Annotated in this window: 18 protein-coding genes and 2 tRNA genes; 10 read left to right on the top strand and 10 right to left on the bottom strand. The window is 42.9% G+C overall.

What is annotated here, in order from left to right:
* Nucleotides 1–4 precede the first annotated feature (4 nt).
* From ompR to FTU58_RS07150, 3 genes are all read left to right on the top strand, one after another.
* Entirely contained in the window at nucleotides 5–769 is a 765-nt protein-coding gene (gene ompR, locus FTU58_RS07160; RefSeq protein WP_096901297.1) for a two-component system response regulator OmpR, read from the top strand.
* Nucleotides 770–937: 168 nt separating this feature from the next.
* Nucleotides 938–2,398 (top strand): ATP-binding protein, encoded by a 1,461-nt coding sequence (locus FTU58_RS07155; RefSeq protein WP_004974413.1) that lies wholly within the window; start codon nucleotides 938–940, stop codon nucleotides 2,396–2,398.
* 308 nt (nucleotides 2,399–2,706) lie between these two features.
* The gene (locus FTU58_RS07150) at nucleotides 2,707–4,230 is read left to right on the top strand and encodes an acetyl-CoA hydrolase/transferase family protein (RefSeq protein WP_004974412.1); all 1,524 of its coding nucleotides are present in this window, start codon (nucleotides 2,707–2,709) and stop codon (nucleotides 4,228–4,230) included.
* A 105-nt stretch (nucleotides 4,231–4,335) separates the two neighbouring features.
* Here FTU58_RS07150 and FTU58_RS07145 read toward each other — a convergent pair whose 3' ends face one another.
* The 6 genes from FTU58_RS07145 to FTU58_RS07120 form a co-directional block, all read right to left on the bottom strand.
* Nucleotides 4,336–4,731: a hypothetical protein gene (locus FTU58_RS07145; protein WP_004974410.1), complete on the bottom strand. Its 396-nt coding sequence runs from the start codon at nucleotides 4,729–4,731 to the stop codon at nucleotides 4,336–4,338.
* A gap of 98 nt (nucleotides 4,732–4,829) precedes the next feature.
* On the bottom strand, nucleotides 4,830–5,564 hold the full coding sequence (locus FTU58_RS07140; RefSeq protein WP_154320240.1) for a class I SAM-dependent methyltransferase: 735 nt from the start codon (nucleotides 5,562–5,564) through the stop codon (nucleotides 4,830–4,832).
* Nucleotides 5,565–5,889: 325 nt separating this feature from the next.
* A complete protein-coding gene (locus FTU58_RS07135) occupies nucleotides 5,890–6,393 on the bottom strand; it encodes a hypothetical protein (RefSeq protein WP_228262050.1) in 504 nt (167 codons plus the stop codon).
* Nucleotides 6,394–6,721: 328 nt separating this feature from the next.
* Nucleotides 6,722–6,797: transfer RNA gene (locus FTU58_RS07130), tRNA-Phe, on the bottom strand.
* Nucleotides 6,798–6,931: 134 nt separating this feature from the next.
* Nucleotides 6,932–7,007, bottom strand: a tRNA-Phe gene (locus tag FTU58_RS07125).
* Between the two features lie 525 nt (nucleotides 7,008–7,532).
* Nucleotides 7,533–7,910: a GNAT family N-acetyltransferase gene (locus tag FTU58_RS07120; RefSeq protein ID WP_096902643.1), complete on the bottom strand. Its 378-nt coding sequence runs from the start codon at nucleotides 7,908–7,910 to the stop codon at nucleotides 7,533–7,535.
* A gap of 96 nt (nucleotides 7,911–8,006) precedes the next feature.
* On the opposite strand from FTU58_RS07120, the gene hisB reads away from it, so the two are divergent.
* From hisB to FTU58_RS07090, 6 genes are all read left to right on the top strand, one after another.
* On the top strand, nucleotides 8,007–8,600 hold the full coding sequence (hisB, locus tag FTU58_RS07115) for an imidazoleglycerol-phosphate dehydratase HisB (RefSeq protein ID WP_096902642.1): 594 nt from the start codon (nucleotides 8,007–8,009) through the stop codon (nucleotides 8,598–8,600).
* The gene (gene hisH / locus FTU58_RS07110) at nucleotides 8,600–9,217 is read left to right on the top strand and encodes an imidazole glycerol phosphate synthase subunit HisH (protein WP_104852663.1); all 618 of its coding nucleotides are present in this window, start codon (nucleotides 8,600–8,602) and stop codon (nucleotides 9,215–9,217) included. Before hisB ends, hisH begins: the two co-directional genes overlap by 1 nt.
* A gap of 169 nt (nucleotides 9,218–9,386) precedes the next feature.
* Nucleotides 9,387–9,851, top strand: coding sequence for a DUF805 domain-containing protein (locus FTU58_RS07105; RefSeq protein WP_104852664.1), 465 nt, complete (start codon nucleotides 9,387–9,389; stop codon nucleotides 9,849–9,851).
* A 163-nt stretch (nucleotides 9,852–10,014) separates the two neighbouring features.
* Nucleotides 10,015–10,692, top strand: a complete 678-nt coding sequence (locus FTU58_RS07100) for a 3'-5' exonuclease (protein ID WP_168542174.1) — start codon at nucleotides 10,015–10,017, stop codon at nucleotides 10,690–10,692.
* Between the two features lie 67 nt (nucleotides 10,693–10,759).
* Nucleotides 10,760–11,491, top strand: a complete 732-nt coding sequence (gene hisA / locus FTU58_RS07095; protein ID WP_168526034.1) for a 1-(5-phosphoribosyl)-5-[(5-phosphoribosylamino)methylideneamino]imidazole-4-carboxamide isomerase — start codon at nucleotides 10,760–10,762, stop codon at nucleotides 11,489–11,491.
* Nucleotides 11,492–11,574: 83 nt separating this feature from the next.
* Nucleotides 11,575–12,477 (top strand): DMT family transporter, encoded by a 903-nt coding sequence (locus FTU58_RS07090; RefSeq protein WP_180062260.1) that lies wholly within the window; start codon nucleotides 11,575–11,577, stop codon nucleotides 12,475–12,477.
* 96 nt (nucleotides 12,478–12,573) lie between these two features.
* Here FTU58_RS07090 and FTU58_RS07085 read toward each other — a convergent pair whose 3' ends face one another.
* The 3 genes from FTU58_RS07085 to FTU58_RS07075 are packed head-to-tail and all read right to left on the bottom strand — an operon-like array spanning nucleotide 12,574 to nucleotide 14,611.
* Complete coding sequence (locus FTU58_RS07085; protein ID WP_180062259.1) at nucleotides 12,574–12,978, bottom strand: hypothetical protein; 405 nt, start codon at nucleotides 12,976–12,978, stop codon at nucleotides 12,574–12,576.
* 40 nt (nucleotides 12,979–13,018) lie between these two features.
* Nucleotides 13,019–13,648, bottom strand: coding sequence for a DUF1294 domain-containing protein (locus FTU58_RS07080; protein ID WP_180062258.1), 630 nt, complete (start codon nucleotides 13,646–13,648; stop codon nucleotides 13,019–13,021).
* Nucleotides 13,649–13,660: 12 nt separating this feature from the next.
* A complete protein-coding gene (locus FTU58_RS07075; RefSeq protein WP_004974386.1) occupies nucleotides 13,661–14,611 on the bottom strand; it encodes a homoserine kinase in 951 nt (316 codons plus the stop codon).
* Between the two features lie 113 nt (nucleotides 14,612–14,724).
* Here FTU58_RS07075 and hisF point away from each other — a divergent pair, with 113 nt between their 5' ends.
* Nucleotides 14,725–15,483: an imidazole glycerol phosphate synthase subunit HisF gene (gene hisF, locus FTU58_RS07070; protein WP_004974384.1), complete on the top strand. Its 759-nt coding sequence runs from the start codon at nucleotides 14,725–14,727 to the stop codon at nucleotides 15,481–15,483.
* A 356-nt stretch (nucleotides 15,484–15,839) separates the two neighbouring features.
* Here the strand turns inward: hisF and FTU58_RS07065 are convergent, their stop codons facing one another.
* Nucleotides 15,840–16,454 (bottom strand): hypothetical protein, encoded by a 615-nt coding sequence (locus FTU58_RS07065; RefSeq protein ID WP_154320231.1) that lies wholly within the window; start codon nucleotides 16,452–16,454, stop codon nucleotides 15,840–15,842.
* Between the last annotated feature and the right edge of the window lie 23 nt (nucleotides 16,455–16,477).

The raw sequence follows: 16,477 nt of genomic DNA, 5'->3' as shown, positions 1-16,477 counted from the left end.
CATCATGAGTTTAGTTGTACCTGCTGAAAAAACAGATGCCGTACACACCGAAACTGACCGCGTCGAACGCATTCTCGTTGTCGATGATGATGTGCGTTTACGTACCCTGTTACAGCGTTTCTTGGAAGATAAGGGCTTTGTGGTCAAAACTGCCCACGATGCGACACAAATGGATCGTTTGTTACAGCGTGAACTGTTCTCTTTAATCGTGCTTGATTTTATGCTGCCTGTTGAAGATGGTTTAAGTATTTGCCGTCGTTTACGTCAATCTAACATCGACACGCCAATTATTATGCTGACGGCTCGCGGCAGTGACTCTGACCGTATTGCAGGACTTGAAGCAGGTGCAGATGATTATTTACCAAAACCGTTTAATCCAAATGAGCTGTTAGCGCGTATTCGTGCTGTATTGCGTCGTCAAGTGCGCGAGGTACCAGGTGCACCAAGTCAGCAAATGGAAGTGGTTGGTTTTGGCCCATGGTCACTAGATTTATCGACCCGTACTTTGACACGTGAAGGTCAGGTCGTGACCCTAACTACAGGTGAATTTGCAGTACTCAAAGCGTTGGTACAACATCCTCGTGAGCCTTTAACCCGTGACAAGTTAATGAATTTGGCGCGTGGTCGTGAATGGGGTGCGATGGAGCGTTCGATTGATGTTCAGGTTTCACGTTTACGTCGTTTAATTGAAGAAAACCCTGCCCGTGCACGTTATATTCAAACGGTTTGGGGTGTCGGTTATGTATTTGTTCCAGATGGTGCGGAATAAGTTGAAAATGATGTGAGGCTTCAGCCTCACATCTTCATGCAATGATCAACATTTATGCACACCGATCATTGTGCTAGATTTAAAGAACAGACATTCCAATAACAAGTATATTCATCATAAAATTTCACTTACTAAATTCGCTTTACAACCTCTGCCACAGGACAAGATGTGAAACTCGAACCCATCGACCCACAAGAATTTACCGACTATGTGGCGTATTCTGAAAAGAAACGTACCCGCTGGGAGCGTTTTCTGGACAAAATCAAACCACGCTCTGCAGCCATGCGCACCACGGTACTGGTGGTTTTTGTGGTGTTGTTTAGCCTGTTTATGTCGTTGTGGTTCTTTTGGCGCACCTTGTATTTACCTGAAATTCAACAACACGCCCGCTATTTAGCGGTTGAACTGGAAATTTTAAACAATCCAGATTTGCGCATTTTTCACAATGAAGCCGAAGTCGATGTCGATGCGTGGCTTAAAAATCGGGTCGGCATTGAATATGTAACCGATCCACGTGAGTTTCCTAATGTACGGGAAAAAGTCATTGCAGAGTTTTTTACCCAACAAATAGAAAAGAAACTGGCAACTGAATTAAAAATGCAGGATGTCACGGTCTATTTCCAGTTCAAACCAAGCCCGCGTATTTGGATTCAAACCCCAGAAATGAATGGCAACTGGGTACGTGAACCCCTTAAAACCTATGCCAACTACAGCCCTGAATTGGTCTTTGGCTGGCTTTTGGGTATTCCACTGTTAGCTGCAGCAATTATTTTAACTCTAGTACGTCAGCTGAATCGTCCTTTGCGTCGTCTGCAAAATGCCGCCAATAGCTACAGTAAAACAGGCAAAGCACCTTATTTAGAAACCAATCACGGTCCGCAGGAAATTCGTGAGGTCAACCAAGCCTTTAATCACATGATTTATACCTTGGAACAGACTGAACGTGACCGTCGTATCATGTTGGCAGGTATTTCACACGACCTGCGCACGCCACTGACACGGATTCGTTTAAGTGCCGAAATGATGCCCGATGATGATTTTTTAAAAGAAGGCTTAATTTACGATGTAGAAGATATGGATGCGATTTTAAATCAATTCATTTCTTATATGCGTGATGGTTCCGATGAAGAATTACAAGAAACCGATTTAAATGTTTTGCTGCAGGAATTGATTATTCAATTTAAACCGTTGGATATTCGCTTTAACGCACAAGAATTACCTTTAATTCAGGCGCGCAGTTTGTCGCTGAAACGTCTGATTGGCAACCTGATTAATAACTCGAAACGCTATGGTGCAGAGCCAATTGAGTTGTCTGCAGAAGTGCTGGATGAACACATTCGGATTAGCGTGGCAGACAACGGTACAGGCATTCCAGAAGACCAAATTGCCGATTTAATGCAGCCTTTTGTACGCGGCAATGAAGCACGTACTGTACAAGGCAGTGGCTTAGGTTTGGCAATTGTAAAACGTATTGTCGATATTCATCAGGGCGAGCTCACCATTCAAAACCGTGAACACGGTGGTCTTGAAGCCATCATTACCCTGCCGTTACAACCTGAAATCGTTGAAGAAAAAAATAATGTTGGCACGCTGGAAAAAATCAAACAAAGTTTGAGTGAACACTTCTAAACGGCTGACGCTTTTGATCTCTATCTGGCTTGCTATATACCAATTTCAGACCAACAGCAAATCGGATGGACGATCAAAGTAAAAAATTCAGATGGTGCATATCAAAATTGTATAAAAATATATCAAACAAATTGTAATATTTACCTTTTGATATATAAATAAACGATTAAATTCAATTATTTATGTATTATTTTATATTTTTATACCACCATTTAGGCAAAAAATTAGACCTTAGCCTAACACCTATGCAAAATACCTTTTTTGATCGGTACAATCGGTATCAGTCTAGTATTTTACGAGAGTTCGCCATGTCTTTAGATCGCATCCGTTTAGCCTCCCTCCACGACAAAGTAATCAGCGCAGAACAAGCTGCTGAATTCGTTCAAGATGGTATGACCGTAGGTATGAGTGGCTTTACTCGTGCGGGTGAAGCAAAAGCTGTTCCACTTGCATTGGTGGCACGCGCTAAAACCAATCCTTTAAAAATTGACTTAATTACTGGGGCAAGTCTTGGTAATGATTTAGACAAGCAATTGACTGAAGCAGGTGTTTTGGCTCGTCGTATGCCGTTCCAAGTAGACAACACTTTGCGTAAAGCAATTAACCAAGGTCAAGTTATGTTCATTGACCAACACTTGTCTGAAACTGTTGAGCAAATGCGTAACAACACGCTAAAACGCCCAGACATCGCGATTGTTGAAGCAGTTGCAATTACTGAAGACAGCTTAATTATTCCAACAACTTCTGTAGGTAACTCTGCAAGCTTTGTTGAATATGCAGATAAAGTCATTATCGAAATCAACACCACTGTAAGCACAGAATTTGAAGGCCTACACGACATTTATATTCCTGAAGCACGTCCAACACGTGGTCCAGTGCCATTAACTCACGTTGAACAACGTATTGGAACCAAAGGTATTCAGTTAGACCCTGCAAAAGTTGTGGGTATTGTATTTAACGATACCTTGCTTGACTCTCCATCTAACGTGACCGATCCAGATGACGAAACTCAAGCAATTGCAGATCACTTGATCGCATTCTTTGAAAACGAAGTAGCACAAGGTCGTTTACCGAAAAACTTGGCACCTTTACAAGCAGGTATCGGTTCAATTGCAAATGCAGTATTAACAGGCTTCAAACACTCTAACTTTGAAGACTTGGTGATGTACTCAGAAGTACTCCAAGACTGTACGTTTGAATTGATTGATGCAGGCAAAATGAAGTTCGCTTCTGGCTGTTCAATGACTTTGTCTGAAAAATGTGGCGATCGCGTATTTGGTAATCTTGCACACTACAAAGACAAATTCATTTTACGTCCACAAGAAATTTCTAACTTCCCTGAGTTAGTACGTCGTTTAGGCATCATTGGTATTAACACTGCACTTGAGTTTGATATTTACGGTAACGTGAACTCAACCCATGTATGCGGTACCAAAATGATGAACGGTATTGGTGGTTCAGGTGACTTCGCGCGTAACGCACACTTGGCGATTTTCGTGACTAAATCGATTGCGAAAGGCGGTGACATTTCATCTATCGTTCCAATGGCTGCGCATGTAGACCACAACGAACACGACGTTGACATCTTAGTCACTGAGCAAGGTTTAGCAGATTTACGCGGTCTTGCACCACGTGAACGCGCTCGTGCGATTATCGACAACTGTGTACACCCAATGTACCGCAATGCATTGAATGATTACTTTGAGCGTGCATGTGCAAAAGGTGGTCACACTCCTCACCTACTTCGTGAAGCATTATCTTGGCATGCAAACTTCGAAGAACACGGTCACATGTTGACTCCTGCACAACAAGAATCTGCGCAACCAGCATAATTCGCGTGCAATAAAAAACGCCCTGATTTTTCAGGGCGTTTTTTTATGTCTTAAGTTTTTATGTCTTAGATTGTCACAAGGTCATTTGCGACAACGCACTCCATTTTACTCAAATGCCAAAGCTTTAAATTCATCTATAAAATGCTGCCCTAACTGGCGTAAACCATCCACACTGAGTGTGGTTTCAATCACACCCAAAGACACCACATCACGTTGAATTTGCAGCACAGTTTGACCTTGCGGGTTGATATAAAAACGAGAACCCAAAGTTGCAAATTTGCTTGCTAAGTCTAGGTTTTGTTCAGCTCGAACTTGATTCACCACATCTTGCGCGGTAAAACGGTATTGATCATGCAGCAAATTTAAGCTGTTGGATTGCCCATATTCTGCACTTAATGCACAATCATCCAAGACCTGTAAAGGCTGATCAAGATTGGCAAAAGCAGTCGCAGGGAGACTCAGCGCAAGACTGAATAAAATAGGGAGAGAAAATTTTAACATTGGACACCTCGCACATAGGTAAATTACACCTGTGGAGAAACATCCTTTTTTCACCAACTTATATTTTAAGTTCAAAAATCACTCAATACATTGACTTTTTATACCAAGCGACCTAAACGCAGCAAAACTGGAAACTGAATTTCCAAGCCCTGAGCAGGTTGCTGCTGCAACAATTGTTGTAATTCAAGCAAGGGCGTATCAGTATGTTGCTTTAAATAATGCTGCAGTCCCGACCAAGTGTTTAAATAATTCAGCAATTGTGCTGCCGACCAACGATATTTCAGGCAAAGTTCGGGTGTCACGATTTCTTGAAATGGGAAAGGAATCGTGCGATATAAGTCATCAATATAACGACGTTCAGCATCCCAACAACCTTTTAAGGTCTGAAAATACAAGCGTTGAATTGCGGTATTCACCTCAGGATCTACAGCTTGAATCAGACCGTAGCCCACCGCAGCAAATATTCCACTCGGTTTTAGCACCCGATGCACTTCGGCATAAAAGGCATCAAAATTGAACCAGTGAATCGCTTGTGCAACGGTAATTAAATCCACACTCGCATCTGCCAATCCGCTGTCTTGCGCCAAGCAGATACGATAACTCACATTTGCCCACTGCGGTGCCAAATCCAACTGTGCTTGACTTAAATCTGTGGCTAAAATCTGCTGAAAATGTGGTACCAATAACTGGGTAAACTGCCCCGAACCGGCACCACAATCCCAGGCAAAAGTTCGTTCAGGTACATGCTTTAAAATTTCCTGGACAATTTCTGCAGAATAAGCCGGACGGGCCTGTTTATAGCGCAAGCTGTCATCAGAAAACAGATCTTTCATTTAACGATGCTCATAATATTTATAAATTTAATCAATGACCTGATCAATTCTAAAACTGGTCTGGGCAATGAGCACCCGCTGATCATTCAATTGATAATATTTAACATCGTATGGAGCCAATTTCCAGCTCTGGGCAGGATTAAAACTGACCCGGTGGTTCCCGACTGGCTGAGCATATAACGGAGTAATGATCTCTGAAGAACATGACTAGCTCACAGGCTGAAAACAGCCCCAATTTTCAACTGCGCAGGCATTTGCCACTTTCTCGCGGCGGCAAATATAGGCTTCGCTGGCAAAGCTAAGGATTTTTTCAAAAGAAAAATGATTACTTTTTCGGTGTCGGTAGCTCAGGTACAGAAAAATTATTTATAGAATGTTCAATCGTACCAATGCTGACATTTTTCAGGTCGAGCTGTATATGCATATCACGATCGATGGGCTGCATACTGTTGCTATTGCTACGATCAATATGCTGCATACTGTTGCTACGGTTTATACCAAAGGGTTGCAACATAATATACAAGCCTTGTGTAGGATCACTCGACTGTAAACCCTGAGCAATACTCAATACATACTGTTGTAGAAAGGGCGATAACGAATTTAGGTCGGGTTGTGCTTGTAAGGGCTGAATTTCCAGATTGGCAACCACATGGCTGTCGATCATAAAGTTTTGTGCTTCACGTGAATTACGAATAACTTGATGCTGTAAAGCACGGAGATTTTTTTCATCATTCTGATACGGCACAATCCCGGTTTCTGTACGTAACTCTGGCTCGGCCAGTACGTGCAGGGTGGGTAAGGTCACCGCGTCATCCGCGTGGACCATCATGCTCCATGGACAGCCCAATATCAGCAGCAAAGGATATATTTTTATAAATTTCATAAACTTGTCTCGCAACGTAATTTCAGGACAATGCAGTTTTACACCATGCAAGAAAAAAATTTTTCACTGCAACCGTATACGTTTTATAGCCTACCTGAAAATCAATTTTGGCTCACCTTGACTCGGATAAACGGTCTTTTTCACTTTCTTAAATCTATTATGGGTATGCAATTTTTCTTGGAATTTTAATGCGCTTTGCATGTAATTATAATTCTCTATGACCAACCTAGAGGCGAAAAAAAAACCTCAAACAGTGTTTGAGGCTTTTTGAATATGGTGGCGAGACCCAGGATCGAACTGGGGACACACGGATTTTCAATCCGTTGCTCTACCGACTGAGCTATCACGCCAATGCCGTGTATTAAGCCGTATCTCGGCTGAATAGTCAATAAAAATCATCACTTTTTTATTTGATCGCATAAATTTTATGCAAAAAAAATCCCTGATGGGATCAGGGATTGAAAACGTTTAACCGTTTTGAATATGGTGGCGAGACCCAGGATCGAACTGGGGACACACGGATTTTCAATCCGTTGCTCTACCGACTGAGCTATCACGCCAATGACGCGTATTAAACAGTTTCAGCTGTAAATCGTCAATAGTCTTTTTCGCTTTTCAGTGCAAATGTTTACTTTTACAGCAACCTCATTCTATTTCTGCTGAAATATCACCCAAAAATTTAAAAATGAGTTCTTTTCCAATTAAATTTTGACAAACTTCCGATACGCGAATGTGGGGCACGGATGCCCCACGTTACCCATCACGACAAGGATGTCGTGTATGGGTAACAAAAGACTTTTGCCTACTTTGGGTCTTGCCAAAGTAGGAAGATGCCTACGCAAAGCTATTTAAACCTTAGCTAAAAATTGTGGCTGTGCAAGCACAAAAAACAATATAGGATTTAGATAAACTTCTTTCACAAATCCGATTAAAACCATACTTCAATCCCCCATCATCCTCTTACGGAAGATATTCCTCATCCCTGAGCCATATATGGCGCAAGAGAAGGGATTTTCGATACTAATTTAATTTTGACCTATACGGATAAACTGAAAAGACAGACACAACGTCAGCTTTTTAAAAACTCACAACTTACCCAAATGCGCCAAACAACGATGAATCGCACCACAACCCGGCTGAAAGTGCTGCACACCTTTGGCTTCTTCCATACGGCACACCTCACTCACCAAACGATCTGCCACACCTCGACCACGGTTTGCAGGATGCACCACAATATATTCAAGCGTACGATGATCATCTTGCCCTGTGCACCAAATCGCACCAATCACTTTAGTATTAAATTCTGCCGTGTAAAGTAGGGTATACTGAGCCAAGTTCTGCTCAAGTTGGCTTACCGCATCTTGCCCATCGCCAAATTCAGGGCTGGTATCATACAGTCGCTCAAGCTGGCTGCGCACTTCGGTATTTTCCAGTGAAGTATAGGCATGTACGGTAATAGGCATTGATTAACCCTCCTGAGCAATCTAATATGCTGAGACTTCGTCACAGCGAAAACATTTTACATCAATCATTTTTGACGTTTTTTGAGGAACGTGTCTATGACCCAACGTATCAGTGAAGTGGTGAGAAATACCAACGAAACTAAAATTCGAGTTCGTGTGAATCTGGACGGTACGGGTCAAGGCACACTCAACACTGGAGTTCCATTTTTAGACCATATGATTGATCAAATCAAGCGACACGGTTTGTTTGATATTGATATTCATTGTGATGGCGACTTGGAAATTGATGATCACCACACTGTAGAAGACTGTGGTATCACGCTTGGACAAGCTTTTGCTCAAGCTTTGGGCGATAAAAAAGGTTTACGACGCTACGGTCACTTTTACGCACCACTTGATGAATCTTTAAGCCGTGTGATTGTCGATTTATCGGGTCGTCCGGGTTTATTTATGGATATTCCATTTACCCGCGCACGTATTGGTACTTTTGATGTGGATTTATTCTCAGAATTCTTCCAAGGCTTTGTCAACCATGCATTAATGACACTGCACATCGACAACCTCAAAGGTAAAAACAGCCACCACCAAATTGAAAGCGTATTTAAAGCATTTGCACGTGCTTTACGCATGGCATGTGAAGTCGATCCGCGTGCTGAAAATACAGTGGCATCAACCAAAGGAACACTCTAATGACCCGAATTGCCCTTCTTGACTATGGCATGGGAAATTTACACTCTGCAGCGAAAGCTTTAGAGCATGTGGGTGCAACGGTAGATGTGACCAATGACCCAAAACTGATTGCACAAGCCGATAAAATTGTGTTTCCAGGTGTGGGTGCCATGCGTGACTGTATGCAGGGCATGCATGAAGCAGGAATTGATGAGGTGGTACGTAATGCAGTCTTTAATAAGCCTGTACTCGCCATTTGTGTGGGCATGCAAGCCTTGATGCAACGTTCTGAAGAAAATGGCGGTGCAGATGCGTTGGGTATTTTTGCTGGTACGGTTAAACGCTTTCCAGAAGTGGAAGGCTTAAAAGTACCGCACATGGGTTGGAATCAGGTACATCAACATGACCCGAGCCACCCAATGTGGAACAACATTGAACAAGACGCGCGTTTCTACTTCGTGCACAGTTTCTATGTTGAACCACAAGATGACAGCATTGTGGCTGCAACCTGTGATTATGGTCTGACCTTCTGTACTGCACTGCATCAAGATAACTTGTTTGCAACGCAGTTCCACCCTGAAAAGAGCCATACTGCGGGCTTACAGCTACTTAAAAATTTTGTGGAATGGAAAATTTAAGTTTTTCAAAGCACTGAATTTTTTCTAAAGCCGAGTGAATCTCGGCTTTATTTTTGCGTGAATGTTTTTCACTTTTCATCTGCTATTTTATTGTTTAAAATTAGCACGTTTTTTATACCTTTAATTCAAAAAAATTTTAACTCAATTTAAAAACCAAGGAATTACAACAATGAGTCAATATGTAGAAGATTCTGCACTGAGTGCAACGGGGCGTTTTGGTCGCATGTCTTTTTTAGCTTGGAACTGCTTACTCAGTTTCGCACTGACCCTGCTTATTTTAGTCATTGCAATTATTGCACCTAATCTTTTGGTCGATCTAAGCTCAGGCTCTATGGGCATTGGCATGATCTTACTTGTTATTATTTATATCGTTGCATTCTACTTTAGCTTTATTTTTACCATCCGCCGCCTACATGACCGCAATCATACGGGTTGGTTGTCTTTACTGATTTTAGTGCCTGTGGTCAACATTATTCTGGGTTTATATCTGATCTTTGCCCCGGGCGATGACCGTCAGAATAGCTATGGTGCGCCACGTCCAACCGCAGGTTGGGAAAAAGTACTGGCTTGGATTTTCATTGTCCTAATTATTTTGGCAATCCTTGGCGGCTTATTTTCTGGCTTTATGGCATAGCGGCCTAAATCATACCCCATTGAAGTTTAAAATAGTCCACACCGCTTGGGCTATTTTTTAACTTTTAAAATTTTCAAGCAAAGTGATATTTCAATATTTTAGACTTTGCCAAATTCTGCAAAATTCTTTAGGCTAAAACGGCTTCTTTACCGCTTTGAATATTATGGATCAAACCCGTTTGCGCACCCTGCCAAGCCCTGAGCAAATTCAACAATTACCACACTTTGAAAATCTGCCCCGCGCGCAGATTATGCTGATTCAAACGCTGGAACAATGCCTTGAAGTGGAAGCAGAATTAAAAACCGCAGCCGTTTTGGGTTTCGACTCCGAATCTAAACCCACCTTTAATGTCGGTGAAGTGTCTACGGGCCCGCATTTAATTCAACTGGCAACGCTAGAAAAAGCCTATTTATTTCAGGTCAATGCCGATATTTGGCAATTTTTACAACCGATTTTTGCCAATCGGGATCAAATTAAAGTCGGTTTTGGGCTTAAAAATGATGCCCATTTATTTCGTAAAAAAGGCATGCAGTTGAATAGCGTGATTGAATTATCCAAGTGTTTTGGTAGCTTTGGCTTTAAAAGTCCATTGGGGCTCAAAAATGCCATGGCTCTGTTATTTCATGTGAATTTTCCCAAAAGTAAAAGCATCAGCACCTCAAACTGGGCACGTCAATCACTTAGTGAAGCGCAAATTGCCTATGCCGCAGCCGATGCCTACGCACCTGTATTGGTATTTGAAGAATTAGGGCGTTTAGGTTTATTGCCCGATCACATTCCCAACAGCTCACTCAAATTGCGGATTCGCCCATCTAAAACAAAACCTGCAACAGATGCTTAGAGATTTAACAATACTTTGTTAAGATGCACAGATTGAATTCATTAAGTTTTTGGCAAGGAGCGAAAGCATGCTGATCATCCCTGCAATTGACCTGAAAGATGGCAAGTGTGTTCGTTTAAAACAAGGTCGTATGGAAGATGATACTGTATTTTCTGACGATCCAGTGGCGACTGCACAGCACTGGGTAAATGAAGGCGCGCGTCGCTTGCATTTAGTCGATTTAAACGGTGCTTTCGCAGGTACGCCAATTCATAAGCCTGTGGTCGAAGCCATTGCAAAATCACAACCTGAGCTTCCAATTCAAATTGGTGGTGGTATTCGTTCACTCGAAACCATTGAACACTATTTAGATGCTGGCGTGTCTTTCGTGATTATTGGCACTAAAGCCGTGCAAGAGCCTGCTTTTGTAGAAGAAGCATGCAAAAAGTTTGCAGGACACATTATTGTCGGAATTGACGCCATGAATGGCATGGTGGCAACCGATGGTTGGGCCAACGTGACTGACGTCAAAGCGACTGATTTAGCCAAACGTTTTGCCGATGCAGGCGTATCTAGCATTGTCTATACCGATATTGCCCGTGACGGCATGATGCAAGGTGTAAACGTTGAGCAAACCGTGAACTTGGCGCAATATTCAGGCTTGCCTGTGATTGCGTCGGGTGGTGTAACCAACTTAGATGACGTACGCAACTTAAAAGGTCAGCCAGGCATTCTAGGCGCTATTACAGGTCGTGCAATTTATGAAGGCACTTTAAGCCTGCGTGAAGCGCAATTGCTGTTAGATGAACAAGCCTTGTAATTGGTTCTGAGATGCTCAAAGAGGTCTACGGACCTCTTTTTTATTGATTTTTGCTCTTCCTCACCTATTTTTGATCCATTTCTATGCCTCATCTTACCCATACATTGCGTCATAAAGCACCTCAACTGGCGTTAATGTTCATCACGCTGATTTGGGGTGCGACCTTTATTACAGTGCAATATGGCTTGAATTTCAGCAGCCCAATTTTATTTGTGGCCTTACGTTTTACTGCAGCAACTTTAGCCGTTGCACTGCTGTCATGGCGTAGTTTAAGTGCGATCAACCTATATGAAGTTTTTGCAGGTTTTACAATTGGTGCTGTGATTGCACTGGGTTATGCCACCCAAACCATAGGTTTACAAAGTATCAGCAGCAGTGAATCTGCATTTTTGACTGCGCTGTATGTCCCGCTTGTGCCGCTGCTGCTCTGGTTATGCTTTGGTCAGCGTCCGCATGTTATGACTTGGCTGGGCGCAGTCTTGGCTTTTATGGGACTGCTATTGCTCACAGGCAATGGCTTGGGTGCGCTGCAATTTAATTTTGGGCAAATCATGACGCTCATTGGCGCCATTGCGATTGCATTTGAAATTATTTTGATTGGTTATTTTGCCAAACGGGTCAATTTAAAACGTGTGACGCTGCTACAACTGGCTTTTGCTTCATTGCTGTGTTTTGCTGTTGCACCTTGGCTAGGTGAAACGCAACTGCCTGAATTTCGGCTGCCCTTGGTTGTGGTTTTACTGGGTTTGGGGATGGCCAGTGCCCTGATTCAATGGGTGATGAACTGGGCACAACGTCAGGTAGACCCTGCGCAAGCCGCCATTATTTATGCAGGTGAACCGGTGTGGGCAGCCCTGATTGGGCGTTTAGCAGGAGAACGTTTACCCATTCTGGCATTATTTGGTGGGCTTTTGGTTGTTTTAGGCGTATTCATCAGTGAATGGCGACCTAAACTTTTTAAATCTAAAACTAAACCCCAAACCTAAACCTGAACATAAACCATGCCTTAAAACACTTGATACAGGCATCCCGACAGCCCGACCTTTGCAGCGCTGTTGTGATTTAAAATAAGTGTAGGATTTTTAATGGTACATCGGCAGATTATCATTCACCCGAATTAAACCACGAATGGCACGATAAACAATCCATAACCATGACAGCCCCACCACGCTGATACAAAACAGGGTGGCAAACAGTGTCATACTGGCAAAGCCTTGTACATCCTGACTGAACAGCACAAAAACAAAGGGAATGAATGCCACGATATTCCAGACCAAATACCACCAAAAGCTACGAATTTGCCAAGTAAAATGACTGGCAAAAATTGAACCTTGCACATCACCACGTTTTAAATAATTGATGATTAAAGCAATAACAGCCAATATCCCCGCAGAAAAAATCGCCACGATATACAGCACATATAAAATCATGGTCAATGAACGATGTGGGTCTTGATCTACTGAATATGAATGCTCTGCGTCTGACATAATGCACCTGACAAGCCTGTTACTGGAACAATATTCCCAATTAGATGTTAAGCTGATTCAACGGAGAAATCATCCATAAAATCAGAAAGATATTTAAGCCTATCGTACAAAAATAAATCTTACCAAAGGGTTGTTTTTGTGTTTTATGGCGTAATTTTTGTTGTGCTAACCATGCTGCAGGCCAACCCCCTAAAAAAGCCACGATATGCAAGTTATTTTCAGGAATACGACGCCCGCCCTGCTGTGCAGCTTCTTTATCTTGTGCATACAGCCAATAACTCAGAGCATTCATCAAACTGATGAATAATAACAACATCCCACTCAGTAGCCCCAACATGGTCAACAAAGCCAAAACAACAATATAGGCCACACATAGCATCTGCATGGGCTGCATTTTTTGTGTGCTGTTGGATGTTTTGGCTTTCGCAGAAGATGCCGCTGTTGCTTTGGTCTGTGTAGCTTTTAAATACACCGCTTGCTGCGCTCGGTAACGTCCACGCTCATCCACAGTCACGGTATATTCCAAGGCACAGCCCACAATTGGACGTGGACCTTGTCGGGCGAAGTCCTTAATGTGTAAAAACACGCGATCTTTTTGGTGGTCATTCGGCTGAATAAACCCATAACCCTGCTCATCAAACCATTCGACTAAACGCCCTTGATCACGCATGTTCTATATCCCTCAAGCTGTCACAAACTTTAAGCGTTCAATCAGCATATTCCGCATTTCATCTGGATTTTTCTGCAGAATATCTGCGCCTGTCCGCCCTTCTGCCGCATTTTTAGCAGCCACCTGCAAACGCATTAACCAAAAACGTCCTGCCGCCATTGCCAAATACAGTTCTAAACAAGCCTTTTCGTCTTGGGTTAAAGGACGCACGGTTTCGTAGGCATTTAAAAATGCCATCGCCTTGCTTTCATTTAAGCTCAACTCAGGAAAGTCGGTACAAAAATCATTTAGGGTAATCGCAATATCAAACAGCAATTCATCTTGATTTAATTCATAAAAATCTAAAATGCCTTGCAACTGATCATCTACAAACAAGGTATTGTCACGGAATAAATCCGAGTGAATAAAACCTTTAGGACGCTGCGGATAGACTGCGGTTAAGGCTTCATACAAGCCCAAAAGTTTGGACAGTAAGGCTTGATCGGCCACATGCATGCTTGGTTTTAATTGGCGTGCGACCCCTGCCCAATAAGCGTGATCACGTACATGATCGCGCTGCAAAGGAAAATTTTGTAAGGCCACATGCATTTTGGCTTGTGCAATCGCAATCGCTTCCACTTGCGCCACTGTTGCCAGTGTCGGATGCTGCCCAATTAAACGCGGTGCAATTTGTGCAGGTTTTTCTTTTAATTGGTGAATGGCTTGTCCCGAATAGGATAAAGGCACTGCCACAGGCAAACCCGCTTGCCCCAAATGCTGTAATACAGGAATTAATTCGCCTGCCGCTTGCTGATCTAATTCTTCAAAAATGGTCAGCACGTACTCGTTTTGATTGTCGCAACGCAAAAAATAATTGGTATTTTGAATCCCCCCTTGAATGGGAATCAGCTCGACCACCTCCAATCCATAAGGCGCTGCAAAGACCTGAACTTCCTTTAAAGTCAAAGGAGTATAAACCGACATAGAAAACCTGCGAAAAACCTGAGCTAAGTTTGATAGAATACCCGCTCCATCTGCCAAGGTGTAGCGCTTGTGTGGGTGAGTTTCATAATCGGCTGTAATAATTGGAAAAATTTATGCTAGCGAAACGTATTATTCCTTGCCTAGACGTAGATAATGGTCGCGTGGTTAAGGGCGTGCAATTCCTTGATATTCGTGATGCGGGCGACCCTGTCGAAGTGGCGCGTCGTTATAATGAACAAGGTGCCGATGAAATCACCTTTTTAGACATTACCGCTACCCATCATGGTCGTGATACGACTTATCGTACCGTAGAACGTATGGCAGAAACCGTGTTCGTGCCCCTCACCGTTGGTGGTGGCGTGCGTAAGGTTGAGGACATCCGCCTGTTACTTAACGCAGGTGCAGATAAAGTCAGCATTAACTCTGCAGCCGTCTTTAACCCTGAATTTGTGCAAGAAGCCTCACAGCGTTTTGGCGCGCAATGTATTGTGGTTGCCATTGATGCGAAAAAAACGGGTGATAACAAATGGGAAATTTTCACCCACGGTGGTCGTAAACCCACTGGTATTGACGCAATTGAATGGGCTGTGAAAATGGCGGACTACGGCGCAGGTGAGCTATTGGTCACTTCAATGGATGCCGATGGTACCAAGGCAGGCTATGACTTGGCGCTCATGCGTGCCATCAATGACCGTGTGACTGTACCGACGATTGCGTCTGGCGGTGTAGGTAATTTACAGCACTTGGCAGATGGTATTTTAAAAGGCGGTGCAGATGCGGTACTAGCTGCCTCAATTTTCCACTTTGGTCAGCACACTATTCCAGAAGCCAAACAATATTTGGCAGCGCAAGGCATTGAAATGCGTTTGTAAAATCATAGTGCAAACGAACTGTGAAAAGTGCAATCTGAGGATTGCACTTTTTTTAGCTTAAAATTGAAGTAAAGGTAAAATTTAGGCAGAAAAAAAGGAGTCCGAAGACTCCTATCAACTCAAAAAACCACAGCGCTGAGGTTCTTTTATCTTTTTAAATAGACTTATAAAAAAATAATCAACAAAATCAATTTATCATCACACAATATTCAACCGAAACATCCGTGGATATTTCACTGCACACAATATACGCAGAGCTTTAGCTGAAATATTGACCAAAAACACCAAAAACATTGACCATTTGCGACAAGACTTGCCCAAGCTGTCAGTACAAACCTTCATTTGCTGCAATACAGTTAAGATAACTGCTCTGCCACAGCTAATTTTTTCTCGACCCATTTGGCAGGAAAATATGCAGCAGACAGATGGTTTAAACCCTGTGCAATCACCCGAGGTAAGGCAATGCCTAACGGATTTTGCTCCTGTAAGGCAGGTGCTGAAATCACTCGCGTTCCTAAAATATAATCAAACCACGGTTTGGTCACGCACCAGTTCGCATCCTGATTGCTGTTCATGTGATGGTCATAATGCCACGGAATTTTCTTAACTGCCCACTCTGGCTCTAAATGCGCACGACGGTGAATATAATAATAATTCGCAGCACTATATAGCGCAGCCAAACTCATACCCTTAGAAATTGGATAGAACACGCCACTGGCCACCGTTGCCACCACAGCCAAAGACACAATTTCATTTTTGGTACGCCAGTTGCGAATCCCTTCGACATAGCCATGATCGTGAAAACTGGTTTTACGCACTTCACGATGATGTTCCCAATGTGATTTCATACTTTCAGGCACAGGACTATAACGGCGCTGCCCTGCTCGATGCGTTCCGTGCAAAATATATTTATGTGCCACCCATTCAAAACCATTGGCAACCACCAAACCTGCTAGAAATCCTTTCCACATCGCTATTTCTCCTTAAACACAGG

This window comes from Acinetobacter sp. YH12120 (assembly GCF_013418795.1).
In the GTDB taxonomy this organism is placed as follows: domain Bacteria; phylum Pseudomonadota; class Gammaproteobacteria; order Pseudomonadales; family Moraxellaceae; genus Acinetobacter; species Acinetobacter towneri.
The sequence above is the reverse complement of the archived record's forward strand: the minus strand, read 5'-3'. Positions and strand labels throughout refer to the sequence as shown.

Excerpts from the sequence above, each read along its gene's own strand:
- hisB (WP_096902642.1), top strand. The coding sequence starts at position 8,007 with ATGACCCAACGTATCAGTGAAGTGGTGAGAAATACCAACGAAACTAAA.
- FTU58_RS07090 (WP_180062260.1), top strand. The coding sequence starts at position 11,575 with ATGCCTCATCTTACCCATACATTGCGTCATAAAGCACCTCAACTGGCG.
- hisF (WP_004974384.1), top strand. The coding sequence starts at position 14,725 with ATGCTAGCGAAACGTATTATTCCTTGCCTAGACGTAGATAATGGTCGC.
- FTU58_RS07120 (WP_096902643.1), bottom strand. The coding sequence starts at position 7,910 with ATGCCTATTACCGTACATGCCTATACTTCACTGGAAAATACCGAAGTG.
- FTU58_RS07105 (WP_104852664.1), top strand. The coding sequence starts at position 9,387 with ATGAGTCAATATGTAGAAGATTCTGCACTGAGTGCAACGGGGCGTTTT.
- FTU58_RS07100 (WP_168542174.1), top strand. The coding sequence starts at position 10,015 with ATGGATCAAACCCGTTTGCGCACCCTGCCAAGCCCTGAGCAAATTCAA.
- FTU58_RS07135 (WP_228262050.1), bottom strand. The coding sequence starts at position 6,393 with ATGATGGTCCACGCGGATGACGCGGTGACCTTACCCACCCTGCACGTA.
- FTU58_RS07075 (WP_004974386.1), bottom strand. The coding sequence starts at position 14,611 with ATGTCGGTTTATACTCCTTTGACTTTAAAGGAAGTTCAGGTCTTTGCA.
- FTU58_RS07085 (WP_180062259.1), bottom strand. The coding sequence starts at position 12,978 with ATGTCAGACGCAGAGCATTCATATTCAGTAGATCAAGACCCACATCGT.
- ompR (WP_096901297.1), top strand. The coding sequence starts at position 5 with ATGAGTTTAGTTGTACCTGCTGAAAAAACAGATGCCGTACACACCGAA.
- FTU58_RS07080 (WP_180062258.1), bottom strand. The coding sequence starts at position 13,648 with ATGCGTGATCAAGGGCGTTTAGTCGAATGGTTTGATGAGCAGGGTTAT.
- hisA (WP_168526034.1), top strand. The coding sequence starts at position 10,760 with ATGCTGATCATCCCTGCAATTGACCTGAAAGATGGCAAGTGTGTTCGT.
- FTU58_RS07140 (WP_154320240.1), bottom strand. The coding sequence starts at position 5,564 with ATGAAAGATCTGTTTTCTGATGACAGCTTGCGCTATAAACAGGCCCGT.
- FTU58_RS07065 (WP_154320231.1), bottom strand. The coding sequence starts at position 16,454 with ATGTGGAAAGGATTTCTAGCAGGTTTGGTGGTTGCCAATGGTTTTGAA.
- FTU58_RS07145 (WP_004974410.1), bottom strand. The coding sequence starts at position 4,731 with ATGTTAAAATTTTCTCTCCCTATTTTATTCAGTCTTGCGCTGAGTCTC.
- hisH (WP_104852663.1), top strand. The coding sequence starts at position 8,600 with ATGACCCGAATTGCCCTTCTTGACTATGGCATGGGAAATTTACACTCT.
- FTU58_RS07150 (WP_004974412.1), top strand. The coding sequence starts at position 2,707 with ATGTCTTTAGATCGCATCCGTTTAGCCTCCCTCCACGACAAAGTAATC.